The organism is Janthinobacterium sp. 13, assembly GCF_002749695.1.
GTDB lineage: Bacteria > Pseudomonadota > Gammaproteobacteria > Burkholderiales > Burkholderiaceae_D > Janthinobacterium > Janthinobacterium kumbetense.
The window spans coordinates 921,800-938,016 of the sequence record NZ_PEEQ01000001.1; the positions used below are offsets into that span (position 1 = coordinate 921,800).

Below are 16,217 nucleotides of genomic sequence, written 5' to 3' on the forward strand. Positions count from 1 at the left end.
AAACACGCAACATTATAGTTTCTCCATGGATAGAGAAACATGAAAATGTTGACATTTATATTTTCACTGTTATAGTGAACTACAACACTAACCCAATGCACCACGGAGCTTCGATGCCTACAGCACTTTTTACGCGCCGCGCCGCCCCGCCCTTGTCGGAGCGCATCCCATGAGCGCGGAATGGAACGACAATAGCCCCATCTACCGCCAGCTCAAGGCCAGGGTGGTGGGCATGATGCTCGATGGCGTGCTGCAGTCCGGTGACGCCTTGCCGTCGGTGCGCCAGGTGGCGGCCGATTATCAATTGAATCCCATCACGGTCTCGCGCGCCTACCAGGAACTGGTCGACGATGCCCTGGTGGAAAAACGCAGAGGACTCGGTATGTATGTCTTGGAAGGCGCCCGCGACAAATTGCTGGCCAGCGAACGCGAACGCTTCCTGCGCGAAGAATGGCCAGCCTTGCTGGAACACATCACCCGCCTGGGCCTTGATCTCGATCAACTGCTGCAAGCGAGCCGCGACGGCGGCGCACACGGAGAGAACGCATGAATGCACTGAACAAGGACAGCGTCATCAGCGCGCGCGGCCTGCGCAAGCAGTATGGCAAGCAGGTGGCCATCGACAACATCAGCTTCGATATCGCGCCGGGGCGCATCGTCGGCTTGATCGGGCCTAACGGTTCCGGCAAGACCACCACCCTGAAAGCCATCCTGGGCCTGACGGGCTTCGATGGCGACTTGTCGGTGCTGGGGCGCGATCCCCGCGTGCAGCGCGACGCGCTGATGGACGACGTGTGCTTCATCGCCGACGTGGCCATCCTGCCGGGCTGGCTGCGCGTGGTCGACGCCATCGATTTCGTTGCCGGCGTGCATCCACGTTTCGACCGCAGCAAGGCCGAACGCTATCTGGCCCACACCAAGCTGTCGCCGAAGATGAAGGTCAAGGCCATGTCGAAGGGCATGGTGGTGCAGCTGCACCTGGCGCTGGTGATGGCCATCGACGCCCGGCTGCTGGTGCTCGACGAGCCGACCCTGGGCCTGGATATCCTGTACCGCAAGCAGTTCTACCAGAACTTGCTGGAAGACTACTTCGATGAAAACAAGACCATCGTCATCACCACGCACCAGATCGAGGAAGTGGAACACATCCTCAGCGACCTGATGTTCATTCGCGACGGCAAGATCGTGCTGGCGTCCAGCATGGAAGAGGTGGGTGAGCGCTATATCGAGGTGATGGTGGGCCCGCAGCACGTCAATCCGGCGCGCGCCCTGCAGCCGATCAGCGAACGCAGCGTGTTCGGCAAGTCCGTGATGCTGTTCGATGGCGTCGCCCGCACCCAGCTGGCTGCCCTCGGCGAAGTACGCACGCCCAGCCTGGCTGACCTGTTTGTCGCGACCATGAAAGGATCGTACCAATGAGTATTTCCCCTGTAAACAAGATGCAATGGCTGCTCCGGCGCGAGTTGTGGGAACACAAGGGCATGCTGGTGTGGACGCCTGCCCTGATCGGCGTCGTCATGACGGTGCTGGGCGCCCTGATGGCGGCCGCGACCGTCGCAAAGACCAAAATGCACACGGCGCTCATCGTCAATGGCGAGGAAATTTCCTGGAGCACCGTCTTCAATACGCGCACCTTTGGCCCGCGCCGCACGGAAATCATCGACGCCGTCGCCAACAACTATACGTACGCGGCCGCGCCGCTGTTCCTGGCGCTGGGCTTCCTCGTATTTTTCTATTGCCTCAGCGCCCTGCATGACGACCGCCGCGACCGCAGCGTGCTGTTCTGGAAATCGCTGCCCATCTCGGATGCGCAGACGGTGCTGTCGAAAGCGGCCATCGCCCTGCTGGTCGCGCCGCTGATCGTGGCCGCTGCCGCCAGCCTGACGTCGCTGGCCCTGATCCTGATCCTCAGCGGCGTGCTGGCGGTCAACGGCATCCACGTGTTTGCCGAACTGCTGGGCTCTTCCGGCCTGTACCTGGGACCGCTGCGCGTGTTTGGCTTGCTGCCCGTGTATTGCCTGTGGGCCTTGCCGACTGTCGGCTGGCTGCTGATGGTATCGAGTTGGGCCAAGTCGAAAGTCTTCCTGTGGGCCGTCGGCGTGCCGTTGCTGCTGCTCATCCTGACAGTCTGGGCCGGCAAGCTGACGCAGACGGAAAGCGATGTCAGCTGGATACAGATGAATGTCATCGGACGCGCCCTGCTGGGCACCCTCCCCGGCAGCTGGTATCTGTTCGAACCGGAACTGCTGCCGCGCATGCACGCCCTGGCAGAGGGGGGATCGCACATGACACGCATCGATGTGTTCAGCAATTCCTGGTCCAGCCTCGCCTTGCCGGCCGTCTGGCTCGGCGCGGCGGCAGGCGCGGCACTGATTTACGCCGCCATCCGCCTGCGCAGCTGGCGCGAGGAAGGCTGACAGCGCACTAGCTCTTCCCCCTCAAAAACGCCCCGCCCATCGGGGCGTTTTCTATTTCTGCGCTGGCAAAACATCTGAAAATAATAACTACCTTTCTGATAGTGATTATTAAAAAATTCCCTCTCTGAATAACGACTATTCATTCGATAGCATCAGTTCGATATAAAAATTACAAATAATTATTTCTATCGTATTTTATTACCAATCAAATTTGATAATCACCATACAAAAAAGCAACAACTAGCAATTCGATAGCGATAGGGTTTTTTCGATGAAAGACGCAGAAACACTGCAACCGGATAGCGGATTCAGCCTGAAAGTCCCATTCCGTGACAATCCGTGATTATTCACTTGCGCAAAGCTTGACAGAATAGAGTCATGAAAAATGATAAAAATTGAATTGAAAGTTTCAAAATTGAAACTACCATCAGAGTGAGAGCTGGTGCGGCCTGCATGCAAATACCGCTATCTTTCTAGGTGTATCGGCTGGCAAGCCAGTTATCGGAAAAACAGGATGCAAGAAAATAACGCCATGCAAAACAAATGCAAAAATGGCATTTTAAATATTTCAGGGCCGACGTTCCATTACGCCAGCGTTTTTTTGCCAGTTATGTTTTACTTTCACCATCTGCATCGGCAATACCCAATTTCAACCACGGCCCAAGCCACGCCGGAGTAAGCAAGGAAACGAAACACATTATTGATTTTTTAATATCTTAAAAAATTGAACGAACGTATAACCTTCTTCCGGAGATTTTCAAATGGCCACCACCCAAAATCCAGCACAAGTTCCCGTCAATGCCGAAGGCGCTGGCGTCAAGGTCGCTACGCCCGCTAAAAAAGCGGTCAATCCGAAAAACGGCGACCGCAAGCAATATGACGAAGACGAGCTGATAAAAGGGGCCGATGCCAGCGCGACCATGCCGCCTGAAAATGTCGTGGAAGTCACGGGAAGCGCCGATAGCGGCAATGCCGCTGCCCTGGGCACGGCCGCGGCGGTGGCGGCAGCCGCCTTGGCAGCTGGTGGCGGCGGTGCGGCCGCAGGCCAGGCCGGCAACGGCAGTGCCGATCCCGGCACGTCGCAAAGCGACAACAACGGCGGCGCCGCGGGCGCGGCAGGCACCGGCGCGGGCGCGGCCGGCATCCCCAGCGGCAGCGTCGTGGATGTCGCAGGAGCATCAGCTGGAGCGGGTGCAGGCGCCGGCGCTGCAGGCGGCCTGGGCGGACTTGGCGTGCTGGGCGCGCTCGGCGGCCTTGGCCTGGTAGCCGCCGCGGCTGGCGGTGGCGGCGGAGGCGGTGCCGCGGCTGGCGGTGCCGGCACCGGTGGCACGGGCACTGGCGGCACGGGCACGGGAGGAACCGGTGGCACGGGCGGAACGGGAGGAACTGGCGGCACGGGCGGCTCGACCGGCGGTAGCACGGGAAATCAATCCACGACGACGACCATTACCGACGCGGCCGTGCTGGCTGCAGCAGCAGCGGTCGCGGCGGCCAGCAATGCCCTGGCCGATGATGCCGCCGCCGCGGCAGCCGCCGCCACGGCAGCAGCTGCGCTGGCAGCGGCGAATGCGGCCACGCTCGCCGACCAGCAGGCTGCCGCCGCTGCAGCTGCAGCGGCAGCAGCCTTGCTCGCAGCCAATAACGCCACCAGCGACGATGTGCTGGCCGCCAGCACGGCAGCCGCCGTGCCCGGTGCGCAAGCCGCTGCCACGGCTGCCACGACCGACGACAACGCGGCCGCGGCTGCTGCCGCGACCGCCGCCATTTCGCTGGCCGCCACCACGTCGGCACAAAATGCCGATGCGGCTGCCGTCACGGCCGCCGCCAACGCCGCCGCCGCGCACGCCGCTGCCGATGCGGCACAGACGCAAGCGGACCAGACCAACGCCCCCGCGCTGCAATTGATCGCCGATGCGGCCGATGTCGTCTCCACCGCCGCCAATACCCAGGCAGCGCTGACCGATGCGGCGGCGCTGGGCGTCATCTCGGCCAATGATGCCGCCGCCGCTGCCGCCGCCACGGCGCTGGCCAATGCCACGGACGCCGCCGCGCTGGACCTGGCGGCAACGGCCGCCGCCAACGCCGCCGTCACGGCCGGCATACAGGCCAGCCTGACGGACGCCGCCGCCCTGACAGTCATCTCCGATGCCGATGCGGCCACCGCCGCCGCGGCCGCCAGCGTGGCCGCCGCCACCGATGCCGTCGCCCTGACCGCCGCCTCGAATGCGGCCGCTACCGCGGCAGCGAATGCGGCAATCAACGCCAATGCCAGCGACGCTGCGGCACTGGGCATCGCCGCCACTGCGGCAGTGAGTGCCGCCGCAGCGGCCAGCACGCAAGCAGGACTCACCGACGCCGTGACGCTGACCATGGCAGCGGACGCCGCCGCCGGCGTCGCCGCCTGGGATGCATCGATCGCCAACGCCACCGATGCCGTGGCCCTGCAGGCCGCCGCCGATGCGGCCGCCACGAACGCCGCAAATGCGCAGACACAAGCGAACATGACGGACGCGCCCACCCTGGGGCTGATCGCCGATGCGGCCACCCTGGCGTCGGATGCGGCGCAGGCGCAGGCCGACCTGACCGACGCGGCAGCGCTGGCCCTCATTTCCAGTGCCGACGCCGCCGCAGCGGCGACAGCGGCCACCCTGGCCGGCAACACGGATGCCGCCGCGCTCGACATCGCTGCCGCCGCTGCCGCCACTGCTGCCGCCAACGCCGTGGTGACAGCCAACCTGAGCGACGCGGCCGCCCTGCAGATCACGGCCGATGCCGCCGCCAACACCTCGACCGCCGCCGCCGCGCAAGCGGCGCTGACCGATGCGGCCGCGCTGCAAATCGTCTCCGACAATGACGCCGCCGCCGCGCTGGCAGCGCAAGCCACCGCCGACCAGACGGATGCTGCCGCCCTGGCCGCTGCCGACGCGGCGGCAGCCAGCGATGCCGCAAATGCCCAGGCAGTGGCCGGTCAGACCGATGTAGTTGCTCTGCAGCAAGCTGCCGACCAGGCCGATGCGGATGCGGCGGCCGCCCATTCGCAAGCGAGCCTGCTGGACGTCAACGTCGCCCTGAATGCCTTCAACCTGGCCAACCTCGCCGCCCTGGCCGCCAACGTCACGGCCGGGCAGACCAGCGTCGTCGACCTGACGGCCACCGTCAACGCCTTGCAGCTCGATTCCGACAATGCCGACATCACTGCCAACCTGACGGATGCCCTCTTCCTCGCCGGCATCTCCGCCGCCGATGCGCTGGCGGCCGCGACTGCGCTGACCACTGCCAACCTGACCGACGCCGTGGCGCTCGCCAACACCGCCGCCGCGGCCGTTGCGGCGGCGGAAACGGCTGCCCTGCTGGGCGGGATCGACATCTCGGCCGTCAGCGCCGCGGCGGCGGCCCAAGCTGCCGCCACGGCAGCAGCGGCCACCGCCGCCCTGACCGATGCCGGCGCGCTGGGCCTTGTCTCCACCGCCGATGCCGCCGCCGAACTTGCCGCCCAGGCCGCCGTCAGCACACTGACGGCCGCCAATACGCTGGCGCAAAACGCCCTGACCGCGGCACAGCTCGTGGCCGGCCAGACCGATGCCGCGGCCCTGGCCGTGGCGTCGTCGACCGCCGATGCGGCCGCCGCCGCAGCCGTCACGACGGCGGGCCAGACGGACGCCATCGCGCTGAGCCTCATTTCCAACGCCGATGGCCTGGCTGCCGCCTCGGCCGCCAGCCTGGCGGCACTGACGGATGCCACGGCGCTGAGCGTGATCTCGACCGCCGATGCCACCTTGGCCGCCACCCTGCTGACAACGGCCAACTTGACGGACGCGGCCGCCCTGGGCCTGGCCGCCGCCGCCGCGGCCGCCGCCGCCAATACGGCGACGAATGTTGCCAACCTGACCGATGCGGTGGCACTGGGCACGCTCTCGGCCGCCGCCACCACGGCCGCCAATACGGCCGCCGCCACCGCCTCGTTGACGGACGCCACGGCCCTGGGCCTCGTCGCCACGGCCGATGCGGCGCTCGCCGCCACGGCGCAAACGACGGCCAACCTCACCGATGCCGTGGCGCTGGGCCTCGTCTCGACGGCCGCCAACACGGCCGCCAGCCTGGCCGCCACGACAGCCAACCTGACGGACGCCGTTGCCCTGGGCACCGTCTCGGCGGCCGCCACTGCTGCCGCCAACACGGCTGCCGCCACCGCCGCGCTGACCGATGCCGTGGCCCTGGGGCTGACGGCCACCGTCGATGCGGCCGCCGCCACCGCCGCGCAAACAACGGCCAGCCTGACGGACGCCGTCGCCCTGGGCCTGGTGGCGACCGTGAATGCCACGGCCGCCGCGACCGCCGCCACCGTTGCCGGCCTGACCGACGCCGTCGTGCTGGGCACCCAGCATACGCTCGACGTCACGGCCGCCACCGTGGCCGCCACCAAGGCGGCGCTGACGGACGCGGCCGCGCTGACCACCATCGCCAACAACGATGCCGCGAGCGCCGCTGCGGCTGCCGCCTATTCGGCCGCCCATCCACTCGACCTGGTGGCCGCGCTGGCCGCCACCGTGGCCGCCACCACGGCCGGCCTGTCGCACACGGCGGCGCTGGCGGCGCAAGCCGACGATGCGGCTGCCGCCTCGACGGCCGCCACGGCTGCCGCCTCGCTGGTCACGCTGAACAATGCGATTGCCGCCGACAATGCCGCCACCGCCGCCGCCACGCTGGCCCTGACCTCGCAGGCTGCCGCCACGGCGGCGCAGCTGGACGACACTCTCGCGGCGACCGCCGCTGGCGTGGCCGCCACCTCGCTGGCAGCGGCGCAGGCAGCGCAAGCGGCCGATGCCGCCGCCGCCGCGACGGCAGCGACGGCAGCCAATGCCCTGGCCGCCTTGAATGCGGCCCTGGCCGCCGACGCGAATGCGGCAGCTACCGCCGCGGCTGCCGTCACGGCCAATGCAGCCACGGCCGCCGCCGTCGCCGACGATCTGGCCGCCGCCACGGCCGCCACCGTCGCCAATGCCTCGCAAGCGGCCGCGCAAGCGGCCCAGCTGGCCGACAATGCGGCCGCCAGCGCCGCCACCATCGCCGCCAATGCATTGACCGCGCTGAACCAGGCGCTGGCTGACGATGCGGCCGCCGCAGCCGCCGTCCTCAACTCCACCAACGCCACGGCTGCCGCTGCGGCCGCTACCGCCGCCGATACGGCCGCCGCCGCTGCCGCCGCCGTCGCCGCCATCTCGGCCGCCGCCACGCAGCATGCGCAGGCGGACGATGCCGCAGCAGCAGCAGCCGCCCTCACGGCGGCCATCTCGCTGGCCGCCACGCAAGCCGCGCAGGCGGCCGACCTGGCCGTCGGCACGACGGCGACGGCGGCAGCAGCCGCACTGGCCGCCCTGAACCAGGCCCTGAACGACGACAGCGTCGCCGCAGCAGCGGCCACGGCGGCCAACAATGCGCAAGCGGCCCTGAATGCGGCCACGACGGCGCTCAATGCGGCAATCCTGACGGCCAGCAACTCGCTTGCCGCCACCAATGCCGCCGTGGGCGCCGACGCCACGGCGGCAAGCACGGCAGCCGCCGCCGCGGCCGCGCAGATCATTGCCGACGCCGCGCTGCAGGCCGACGCCGGCCTGGCCGCCCTCGCCACGGCGGCCAACAATGCACTGGCCGCAGCCAGCGCCGCGCTGGCCGCCGACGATGCGGCCGCCAGTGCCGCGCACACGGCGGCCCTGTCGGCAGCAGCCACGCTGGCGGCGCAATTGGCCGACACGGCCGCCCTCAATGCCCATGCGGCGCTCAACGCGGCCATCGCCAACCTGAACGCGGCGGTAACGGCCGATACCAACGCCCTGGACGCCGACAATGACAAGACGCTCAAGCTGAACCTGCTCATCTCCGCGCAAAATGCGTCCGATGCGGCAGCCCAGGCCGACGCGAATGCGGCAGCCGCCCATGCGGCGCTGGCGTCGGCCCAGGCCGACGATGCAGCGGCCGTCACGGCTGCCAACAATGCGGCAGCCGCGCATGCGGCGGCCGTCGCGGCGCAAAATGCCGATGCCGTCGCGGCAGCGGCGGCGGCACAGGCAGCCATCTCGCTGGCCGCCACGCTCAATGCCCAGGCGGATGACGCCACGGCGGCAGCGGCCGCCACGGCCGCCGCGAATGCGCAGCTGGCGCTGAACGCGGCCCTCGCCGCCGACGCCAATGTCGCCGCCACCGCAGCTGCAGCCGCCGCCGCCCAGTTGGCGGCGCAAAACGCGCACGATGCCGATGCCGCCGCCGCGGCAGCGGCCGTCGCGGCCGCCATTACCCTGGCAGCCACGCAGGCAGCCCAGGCCGACGATGCGGCAGCCGCCCTGGCCGCGGCCAACGCCGCCAACGCCCAGGCAGCGCACAACGCCGCCGTCGCCGACGACCAGGCCGCAGCGGACGCAGCAGCAGCCGCCTCCCTCGCACAAGCGGCAGCGACGGCGGCAGCAGCAGCCGATGTCGCCGCCGCCGCCAGCGCCGCGGCGGCAGCAGCGGCACTGCTCGCCGCCCAGGCAGCACAAGCCGACGACACGGCCGCCAACCAGGCGGCGGCAAATGCCGCCGCCGCCACCGCCGCGCACACGGCAGCCATCGCCGCCGATGCCCTCGCCATCAGCACGGCGGCAACGGCAGCCACCGCCCTGGCCGCCGCCACCGCGGCGCAGAACGACGATGACGCCGCGGCAGCCGCAGCAGCCCAGGCCGCCATTTCGCTGGCCATCACGCAACAGGCACAGGCCGACGATGCGGCAGCGGCAGCGGCCACCGTCAACGCCAACAATGCGGCCGCAGCCGCGCTGGCCGCCCATGCCGCCGATGCGGCCGCGCCGCTGGCCCAGGCCCAGGCCGCCGCATCGCTGCTGGCCTTCCAGGCGGCGCAAGCGGACGATGCCGCCGCCGCCAACGCGGCGGCAGCAGCGGCCCAGGCGCATGCCAATGCCAATGCGGCCTACACGGACGATGCGGCAGCGGCCCAGGCCAACGCCGACGCGCAGGCAGCCGATGCGGCCCTGGTGCAAGCGAACGCCCTGGCCGCGCAAACGGACGCCAGCGCCCTGGCCGTGGTGTCGGCGGCGGACGCCGCCCACGCCGCCGCCGTGCAAGCGCTGGCCGACCAGACCGATGCCGTGGCGCTCACCCAGGCCGCCGATGCGGCTGCGGCAGCCGCCCTGGCCGCGGCGCAGACGGCCAACCTGACGGACGCCACCGCCCTGCACCTGGCAGCGGATGCGGCCGCCGCCGCCGCCCTGCAGGCGCAGGCGCAGGCGGACCTGACGGATGCAAACTCGCTGACGGTGTCGGCCAATGCCGCGGCCGCAGCCGCAGCGGCAGCCCAGGCCCACGCCGACCTGACGGATGCGAGCCAGTTGTTCGTGCTGAGCCAGAACGCCCTGCACAATCCGCTGACGGTGAGCGACTTCAGCACCGGCCTACCGGCCGCCGGCGGCGACGTGATCGACATGTCGGCCATCGCCCACCTGACGGCAGCGGTGGCGGTGGGCGTCAACCTGAGCACGGACTTTGGCAACGACAACCTGTTCATCTTCGATGGCACGTCCGTGTCGATCGGCGCGGCAGCCAGCGCCATCGCGGCCGACAACAGCGTCCTGTCGGGCCAGGGCTACATCGTCATCGCCGATGCGCAGAACAGCGGCGCCGTGACGGTGTATCACTCGAGTGACCTGAGCAACGCCAACGCCATCGACACGGCGCTGGTGCTGCTGAGCGGGGTGAACATCACGCAGCTGACGGCGGCCAACTTCATCGTCTGAAGCAGGGCACCCACGCCAGGCACGGCAGCGGGAGCGCGCAGCGGCGCGCTCCCGCCACACCTTGAAATGCGTCAGGCCTCGGGCCGGAAAAATACGGGATGAGATCAAGCGGTTCCCCAGCATTGTCCTCACTGCCACGCATCGCGGCCCTGCTGATGGCCGCGGCCATGGCATCCATGGCGTCTTTCGCCCATGCCCAGGGCGCCACCGCCTGGAGCTTCGACCAGGTCTTGCAGCAGGCGCTGCAAAGCCATCCCGCCGTGCAGGGCAGGCGCTCGGCGCAGGCAGCCGCGCGGGCCGACCTCGATGGCGCGCAATGGCAGCGCTTTCCCAGCCTGTCGGCGGAAGTCCCCACCGGTTCGCAGGAAACGGGCGGCGTGGTGCGCATCGAGCAGCCGCTGTGGAGCGGCGGGCGCATCGACGCCGGCATCGATGCCGCCAGCAGCCGGGTCGACGCGGCCGGCGCGGCCATCGAGGAAGAACGCCTGACCCTGTCCCTGCGCGTGATCGCCGCCTACACCGAGGCGCTGCGCCAGACGGCGCGCGTGCGTTCGGCCGAGGCGGGCCTGGCCGAGCACCAGCGCCTGCTGGACATGATCAAGCGCCGCGTGGTGCAGTCGGTCAGCTCGCAGACGGACCAGCGCCTGGCCGAGTCGCGCGCCTACCAGGCGGCCAACGACGTGTCGAATGCGCGCCAGGCGCTGGACAACGCGCTGGCGCAGCTGTCGCAGCTGGCGGGCAAGCCCGTGCGCCTCGTCAGCACCACCGGCATCGGCGTGGGCGAACCGCTGCCCGACGCCAGCCTGGAACGGGTCATGCGCCAGGCCATCGACTATTCCCCCACCCTGCACCGCCTCGATTTCGAGGCGCAGGCCGCCGATTCCGAAATCACCATGCAGCGCTCGGCCTACATGCCGAAAGTCGTGCTGCGCATGGAAAAGCCGACGGGCGGCATCAATGCCGACAACCGCACGCGCGCCATGCTGGTGCTGCAGGCGCAGCCGGGCGCCGGCCTGTCGGCCAAGGCGGGCGTGGATGCCGCCGTGGCCCGCCGCGAAGGCGCGCGCGCCGCGCACGACGTGGCCGAACGCGAAGTGCGCGAGCGTTTCACGCTGGACTGGAACGAGGCCGAGGCGAGCCGCCAGCGCCTGGGCAACGCGGGCGAGGCCAGCACCACCTCGACGCAGGTATTCGAATCGTATGCGCGCCAGTACGTGATCGGCCGCAAGAGCTGGAACGACGTGCTCAACGCCGTGCGCGAAGCGACCCAGGCACAGTTTTCGCTGGAAGACACGCGCGCGCAGGCGATCGCCGCCAGCCTGCGCCTGGCCGCGCAAACGGGCACCCTGGCCGGGCGCACGGCGCCGGCCGCGTCGGTGCGCGCCAATTGACCGCCACAGAACACGAACAGGAGACAGAGTGGATACCTCCATCAAACATGGCTTGCTGACACTCATCGAGCGGGCCGCCCGCCTGACAGGACAGCACGTGCCCGCCGCCCGCCTGGCCGACCTGCAGCGCCAGCTCGATGACGTCGACGACAACGGCGCCCCCGGCGTGATGTTGACCGCCATCTGGCAGGCGGCCGGGCTGGAAGGCGCGGCGCGCGCGCTGCACGAGCCGACGCCGGGCGAGCTGCCGTTCGCCGTCTACAGCGCCAGCACGGGCTGGGGCTTGCTGCAGTCGCGCGGTGCCGACGGCGCCTGGCGCGGCGAAGGCATCGACGGGCGCGCCTTGCAACTGGCCTCGCTGGCCGGCCTGGCTTGCGTGGGCCTGCCGCGCCGCAGCGAAAAAAGCGGCGCCCGCCCCGGCGCCCTGGCCCTGGTGCGCAACGCCCTGTGGCTGAAGAAAAGCGTATTTGTCGACGCCGTGCTGGCCACGGCGCTGGTGACCCTGCTGACCATGGCCACCTCGCTGTTTTCCATGCAGGTGTACGACCGCGTGATCCCGAACCAGAGCTTCAGCACCCTGTGGGTACTGGTGGTGGGCGTGGCCCTGTCGATCGGCCTGGAATTCATCCTCAAGCAGGTGCGCAGCCGCATCGTCGACCACTCGTGCAATGACGTCGACCATGAACTGTCCGAGTGGTTTTTCCAGCGCATGCTGGGCATCCGCATGGAGGCGCGCCCCGCGTCCGTCGGTACCCTGGCGGCGCAGGTGAAAGGCTTTGAAATGGTGCGCGGCGTGCTCACGTCGACATCGCTGTTCGTGCTGACGGACGTGCCCTTCGCCGTGATTTTTCTCGCCATGATCACCATCATCGGCGGCTGGCTGGTGGTGGTGCCGCTGGTGGCCCTGCCGCTGGCCCTCGCGTGCGGGCTGATGTTCCAGCGCGCCATCGAAAGCCATACGCGCAAGAACCTCAACGCCAGCAACCGCAAGGCCGGCTTGCTGGTGGAAGCCGTCGACGGCGTCGAAACACTCAAGGGCAGCAGCGCCGAATGGATGATGCAGGCGCGCTGGGCCGAACTGGTGGCCGAGAGCAGCCACGCCGAGCAGAATATCCGCGACTATGCGGCCCTGTCGCAGAACATCACGGCCGCCTTCCAGCAGCTGACCAATGTGGCGCTGATCTCCATGGGCGCCTGGTTCGTGGCCGAAAACCAGATGACCATGGGCGCCCTGATGGCCTGCACCATCATCAGCAACCGCGCCCTGATGCCCATCGTGCAGCTGCCCGCCGTGATGGTGCAATGGGCGCATGCGCGCGCTTCGATCGACGGCCTGGAACAGGTCATCAGCCTGCCCAACGAAGCGGACAACGCGCAGTTCGCGCTGACGCCGCGCAGCCTCGACACGGGCTTGCGCTTCGAACGCATCCGCTTTACGTATGGCGGCGCGCAAAAGGTGGCGCTGGAAGTGGAAAACCTCGCCATCCGCCCCGGCGAGCGCGTCGGCCTGGTGGGCGCCATCGGCTCGGGCAAGAGCACCCTGCTGAAACTGGCCTCGGGCCTGTACCTGCCGGCCGAGGGAAAAGCCTACCTGGGCGACATCGACATGGCCCTGCTGGCGCCGGCCGTGGTGCGCGAAATGGTCGGCTACCTGCCGCAGGAAACGCGGCTGTTCAGCGGCACCCTGCGCGACAACCTGTTATTGGGACTGGCCGACCCGGGCGAGGAAGCCATCCTGGCCGCCGCCAAACGCACGGGCTTGATCGAGCTGATACTGGGCCAGCCACGGGGACTGGCGCTGGGCATCACCGAAGGCGGACGGGGCGTGTCGGGCGGCCAGCGCCAGTTGATCGCCGTCACGCGCCTGCTGCTGGCCAAGCCGCGCATCTGGCTGCTCGACGAGCCGACGGGCGCCATGGATGCGAAGACGGAAGCGCGCATCGTCGGGCTATTGGGCGAGCTGGCGGCCGAAGGCGTGACCATGGTCGCCACCACGCACAAGAACGCCCTCCTGCCCCTGCTCGACCGCCTGGTGGTGCTGCAGGCGGGACGGGTGCTGCTGGACGGCCCGCGCGATGCCGTGCTGGCCAAGCTGTCGGGCAAACCGCAAGCCGTTCCCGCTTCCGCGCCCGCGCCGGTGGTCCAGGCAGCGGCAGCGGCAGCGCAAGGAGCCGTCGCATGAAACTGGCCAAGGTCGAAACGAGGGAAGAAGCGAAACGGGGCCGGGTGCTGATCTGGAGCTGCACGGCGGCGCTGGCGGGCGTCATCGCCTGGGCTTCGTGGGCGGAGCTGGACCAGGTCACGCGCGCCAACGGCCAGGTGATCGCCAGCTCGCGCAACCAGATCATCCAGGTGGCCGATGGGGGCGTGCTGGCCGAACTGCGCGTGCATGAAGGCAGCATCGTGAAGAAAGGCGAATTGCTGGCCCGTTTCGACCGCACGCGGGCCGAGACGAGCTACCTGGAAAGCACGGCCAAGGCGGCCGGGCTGAAGGCGGCCGTGGCGCGCCTGCAGGCGGAAGTGTTTGGCGGCGCGCCGAAGTTCCCGCCCGAACTGCAGGCGTTTCCGGAATTTCGCGCCAACCAGCTGGCCCTGTTCAGCAAGCGCCAGGGCGCCGTGCAGGCGGAAGTGAGTTCGCTGGAAAGCGCCATGAAACTGATCAAGGAAGAGCTGGAAATGAATCTGCCGCTGCTGGAAACGGGAGACGTCAGCCGCGCCGAGGTGCTGAAACTGCGGCGGCAAGTGGTCGACATCCAGGCGCAGATCACCAACCGGCGCAACAAATACCTGCAAGACAGCCAGACGGACCTGGTGAAAGCCCAGGAAGACCTGGCCGGCGTGCTGCAGACGGTGACCCAGCGCAAGGAGCAGCTGGGTTCGACGGACATTTACGCGCCCACCGACGGCATCGTGCGCAACGTGCGCCTCACTACCCTGGGCGGCGTAGCCAAGCCGGGCGAGGAAATCCTGCAAATCGTGCCCACGGACGATGACCTGATCATCGAAGCGAAAGTCAAACCGGCCGACATCGCCTTCATCAAGCCCGGCCTGCCCACGGCCGTGAAACTGGACGCCTATGACTACGGCATCTACGGCCGCCTGCGCGGCACCGTCAGCTACATCAGCGCGGACACTTTAAGCGAAGACAACAAGGGCAACGAGCAGCCGTACTACCGCGTGCAGATCAAGACCAGCGGGCGCAACCTGATGGGCAAGAATGGCGAGCCGATCCTGATCCAGCCCGGCATGACGGCCACCGTGGAAATCAACACGGGCCGCAAGACGGTCTTGCGCTACCTGACGAAACCGATCACCAAGACGTTCTCGGAGTCGATGGGAGAGCGGTGACGCAGCGGGCTGCGTCACCGGCAGGCTTCAAACGGCCGGTTTCAATCGACCGATGACGCTGGCCACCTTGGCCGTGATCATGTCGACCGCGGGGCCATTGGCGCCGTGCGGCAAAATGACGTCGGCATTGCGCTTGGTCGGTTCGATGAATTGCTTGTGCATCGGGCGCACGGTTTCCAAGTATTGCTCGATGACGCTTTCCACCGAACGGCCACGTTCCGTGATATCGCGTTGCATGCGGCGGATGAAGCGCACGTCGGAGGCCGTGTCGACGAAGATCTTCAGCGACATCATGTTGCGCAAGTCTTCGTCATACAGGGCAAACAGGCCCTCGATGACGATCACCGGCGCCGGCTTGACCAAGATGGTCCTGTCGGAGCGGTTGTGCAGCGTGAAGTCGTACTCGGGCATCTCGATCGATTCGCCATTGCGCAAGGCCTGGATGTGCTGCACCAGCAATGGCCACTCGAACGCCTGCGGATGGTCGTAATTCTGCTGCCGGCGCACTTCAGGGGAGAGGTGGGTCTGGTCGCAGTAGTAGTCGTCCTGCATCACGACCGAGACCATGTCGGCGCCGAACGACGCCAGCACTTGCTGGGATACGGTGGACTTGCCACTGCCGCTTCCGCCAGCGACACCAATAACAAACGGTTGGAAGGAAATAGTATTCATGCCGAATGATACCGGAAACATGAGCGGTCCGACAGGGAGCGGCTGCAACGCCGGGCCTGTCACGCGCCATGCATCAGTCGCGCATACAGCTCGGCCACCCGCTCTGCCGTGATGCCGTCGCGCTGTTCCACGGCCAGCGGGTGATCCGTCGGTTCCAGCTCGATGGCCGGACGTATGCCATCGTCGCGCAGGTGCACGCGGGTTTTCAGGTTCAGGGTGTCCGGATACACGGGAAGCTGCGTGCTGAGCCAGCCGAAGAAAGGGCCGATGTGCGCCCGTTTGGCATCGTTGAAGCAGGCGTCCCAGGCGTCGAAGCTGTCGCCGCTCAGCGATACCCACACGCCCCAGCTGAACGGCTCGTCAAAGCCATGCACGGGGATGTCGATGGTGGCGCGCACGAAGCAGTGCGCTTCGTCGACGATGCAGGCGTCGCTGTCGAGCTGGCAGCGTGCTTCGCGTTCGGCGGGCGCCATCTGCTCGTACAGCCACGGCGCATCGGCGCCAAAGCTGGGCATGCCCGTGTGGGTCTCGCCGCAGGAGCGGCACTGGAAGGAAAAAGTCATATGGGAAGGCTGCTTATTCGAATTGTTTGCGGTATTGCATGC

General features: G+C 67.9%; 9 protein-coding genes. 7 read left to right on the forward strand and 2 right to left on the reverse strand.

The annotated features are described in order from the left end of the window. Nucleotides 1–169 precede the first annotated feature (169 nt). The 7 genes from CLU94_RS03870 to CLU94_RS03910 all read left to right on the forward strand — a co-directional run bounded on the left by CLU94_RS03870 (nucleotide 170) and on the right by CLU94_RS03910 (nucleotide 14,940). Nucleotides 170–550 carry a GntR family transcriptional regulator gene (locus tag CLU94_RS03870; protein WP_077402228.1) on the forward strand — a complete coding sequence of 127 codons (381 nt, stop codon included), beginning with the start codon at nucleotides 170–172 and terminating at the stop codon, nucleotides 548–550. Then, entirely contained in the window at nucleotides 547–1,419 is an 873-nt protein-coding gene (locus CLU94_RS03875) for an ABC transporter ATP-binding protein (RefSeq protein ID WP_099664685.1), read from the forward strand. Before CLU94_RS03870 ends, CLU94_RS03875 begins: the two co-directional genes overlap by 4 nt. Next, nucleotides 1,416–2,417: a hypothetical protein gene (locus tag CLU94_RS03880; protein ID WP_099664686.1), complete on the forward strand. Its 1,002-nt coding sequence runs from the start codon at nucleotides 1,416–1,418 to the stop codon at nucleotides 2,415–2,417. The genes CLU94_RS03875 and CLU94_RS03880 overlap by 4 nt, the downstream gene beginning before the upstream one ends. Before the next feature lie 761 nt (nucleotides 2,418–3,178). Next, the gene (locus CLU94_RS28320; RefSeq protein ID WP_180278588.1) at nucleotides 3,179–10,201 is read left to right on the forward strand and encodes a hypothetical protein; all 7,023 of its coding nucleotides are present in this window, start codon (nucleotides 3,179–3,181) and stop codon (nucleotides 10,199–10,201) included. Nucleotides 10,202–10,323: 122 nt separating this feature from the next. Continuing rightward, complete coding sequence (locus CLU94_RS03900) at nucleotides 10,324–11,592, forward strand: TolC family protein (RefSeq protein ID WP_180278589.1); 1,269 nt, start codon at nucleotides 10,324–10,326, stop codon at nucleotides 11,590–11,592. 28 nt (nucleotides 11,593–11,620) lie between these two features. Then, complete coding sequence (locus tag CLU94_RS03905; protein ID WP_218965275.1) at nucleotides 11,621–13,774, forward strand: ATP-binding cassette domain-containing protein; 2,154 nt, start codon at nucleotides 11,621–11,623, stop codon at nucleotides 13,772–13,774. Continuing rightward, nucleotides 13,771–14,940, forward strand: coding sequence for an HlyD family type I secretion periplasmic adaptor subunit (locus CLU94_RS03910; protein ID WP_099664688.1), 1,170 nt, complete (start codon nucleotides 13,771–13,773; stop codon nucleotides 14,938–14,940). Before CLU94_RS03905 ends, CLU94_RS03910 begins: the two co-directional genes overlap by 4 nt. A gap of 27 nt (nucleotides 14,941–14,967) precedes the next feature. Here CLU94_RS03910 and udk read toward each other — a convergent pair whose 3' ends face one another. Together udk and CLU94_RS03920 are read right to left on the reverse strand one after the other, a co-directional pair. After that, entirely contained in the window at nucleotides 14,968–15,612 is a 645-nt protein-coding gene (gene udk / locus CLU94_RS03915) for a uridine kinase (protein ID WP_099668153.1), read from the reverse strand. Nucleotides 15,613–15,671: 59 nt separating this feature from the next. After that, the gene (locus CLU94_RS03920; protein ID WP_099664689.1) at nucleotides 15,672–16,175 is read right to left on the reverse strand and encodes a DUF2199 domain-containing protein; all 504 of its coding nucleotides are present in this window, start codon (nucleotides 16,173–16,175) and stop codon (nucleotides 15,672–15,674) included. Nucleotides 16,176–16,217 lie beyond the last annotated feature (42 nt).

What these genes read in the sequence shown, in the direction of transcription:
- CLU94_RS03880 (WP_099664686.1), top strand. Translation starts at nt 1,416, where the DNA reads ATGAGTATTTCCCCTGTAAACAAGATGCAATGGCTGCTCCGGCGCGAG.
- udk (WP_099668153.1), bottom strand. Translation starts at nt 15,612, where the DNA reads ATGAATACTATTTCCTTCCAACCGTTTGTTATTGGTGTCGCTGGCGGA.
- CLU94_RS03875 (WP_099664685.1), top strand. Translation starts at nt 547, where the DNA reads ATGAATGCACTGAACAAGGACAGCGTCATCAGCGCGCGCGGCCTGCGC.
- CLU94_RS03920 (WP_099664689.1), bottom strand. Translation starts at nt 16,175, where the DNA reads ATGACTTTTTCCTTCCAGTGCCGCTCCTGCGGCGAGACCCACACGGGC.
- CLU94_RS28320 (WP_180278588.1), top strand. Translation starts at nt 3,179, where the DNA reads ATGGCCACCACCCAAAATCCAGCACAAGTTCCCGTCAATGCCGAAGGC.
- CLU94_RS03870 (WP_077402228.1), top strand. Translation starts at nt 170, where the DNA reads ATGAGCGCGGAATGGAACGACAATAGCCCCATCTACCGCCAGCTCAAG.
- CLU94_RS03910 (WP_099664688.1), top strand. Translation starts at nt 13,771, where the DNA reads ATGAAACTGGCCAAGGTCGAAACGAGGGAAGAAGCGAAACGGGGCCGG.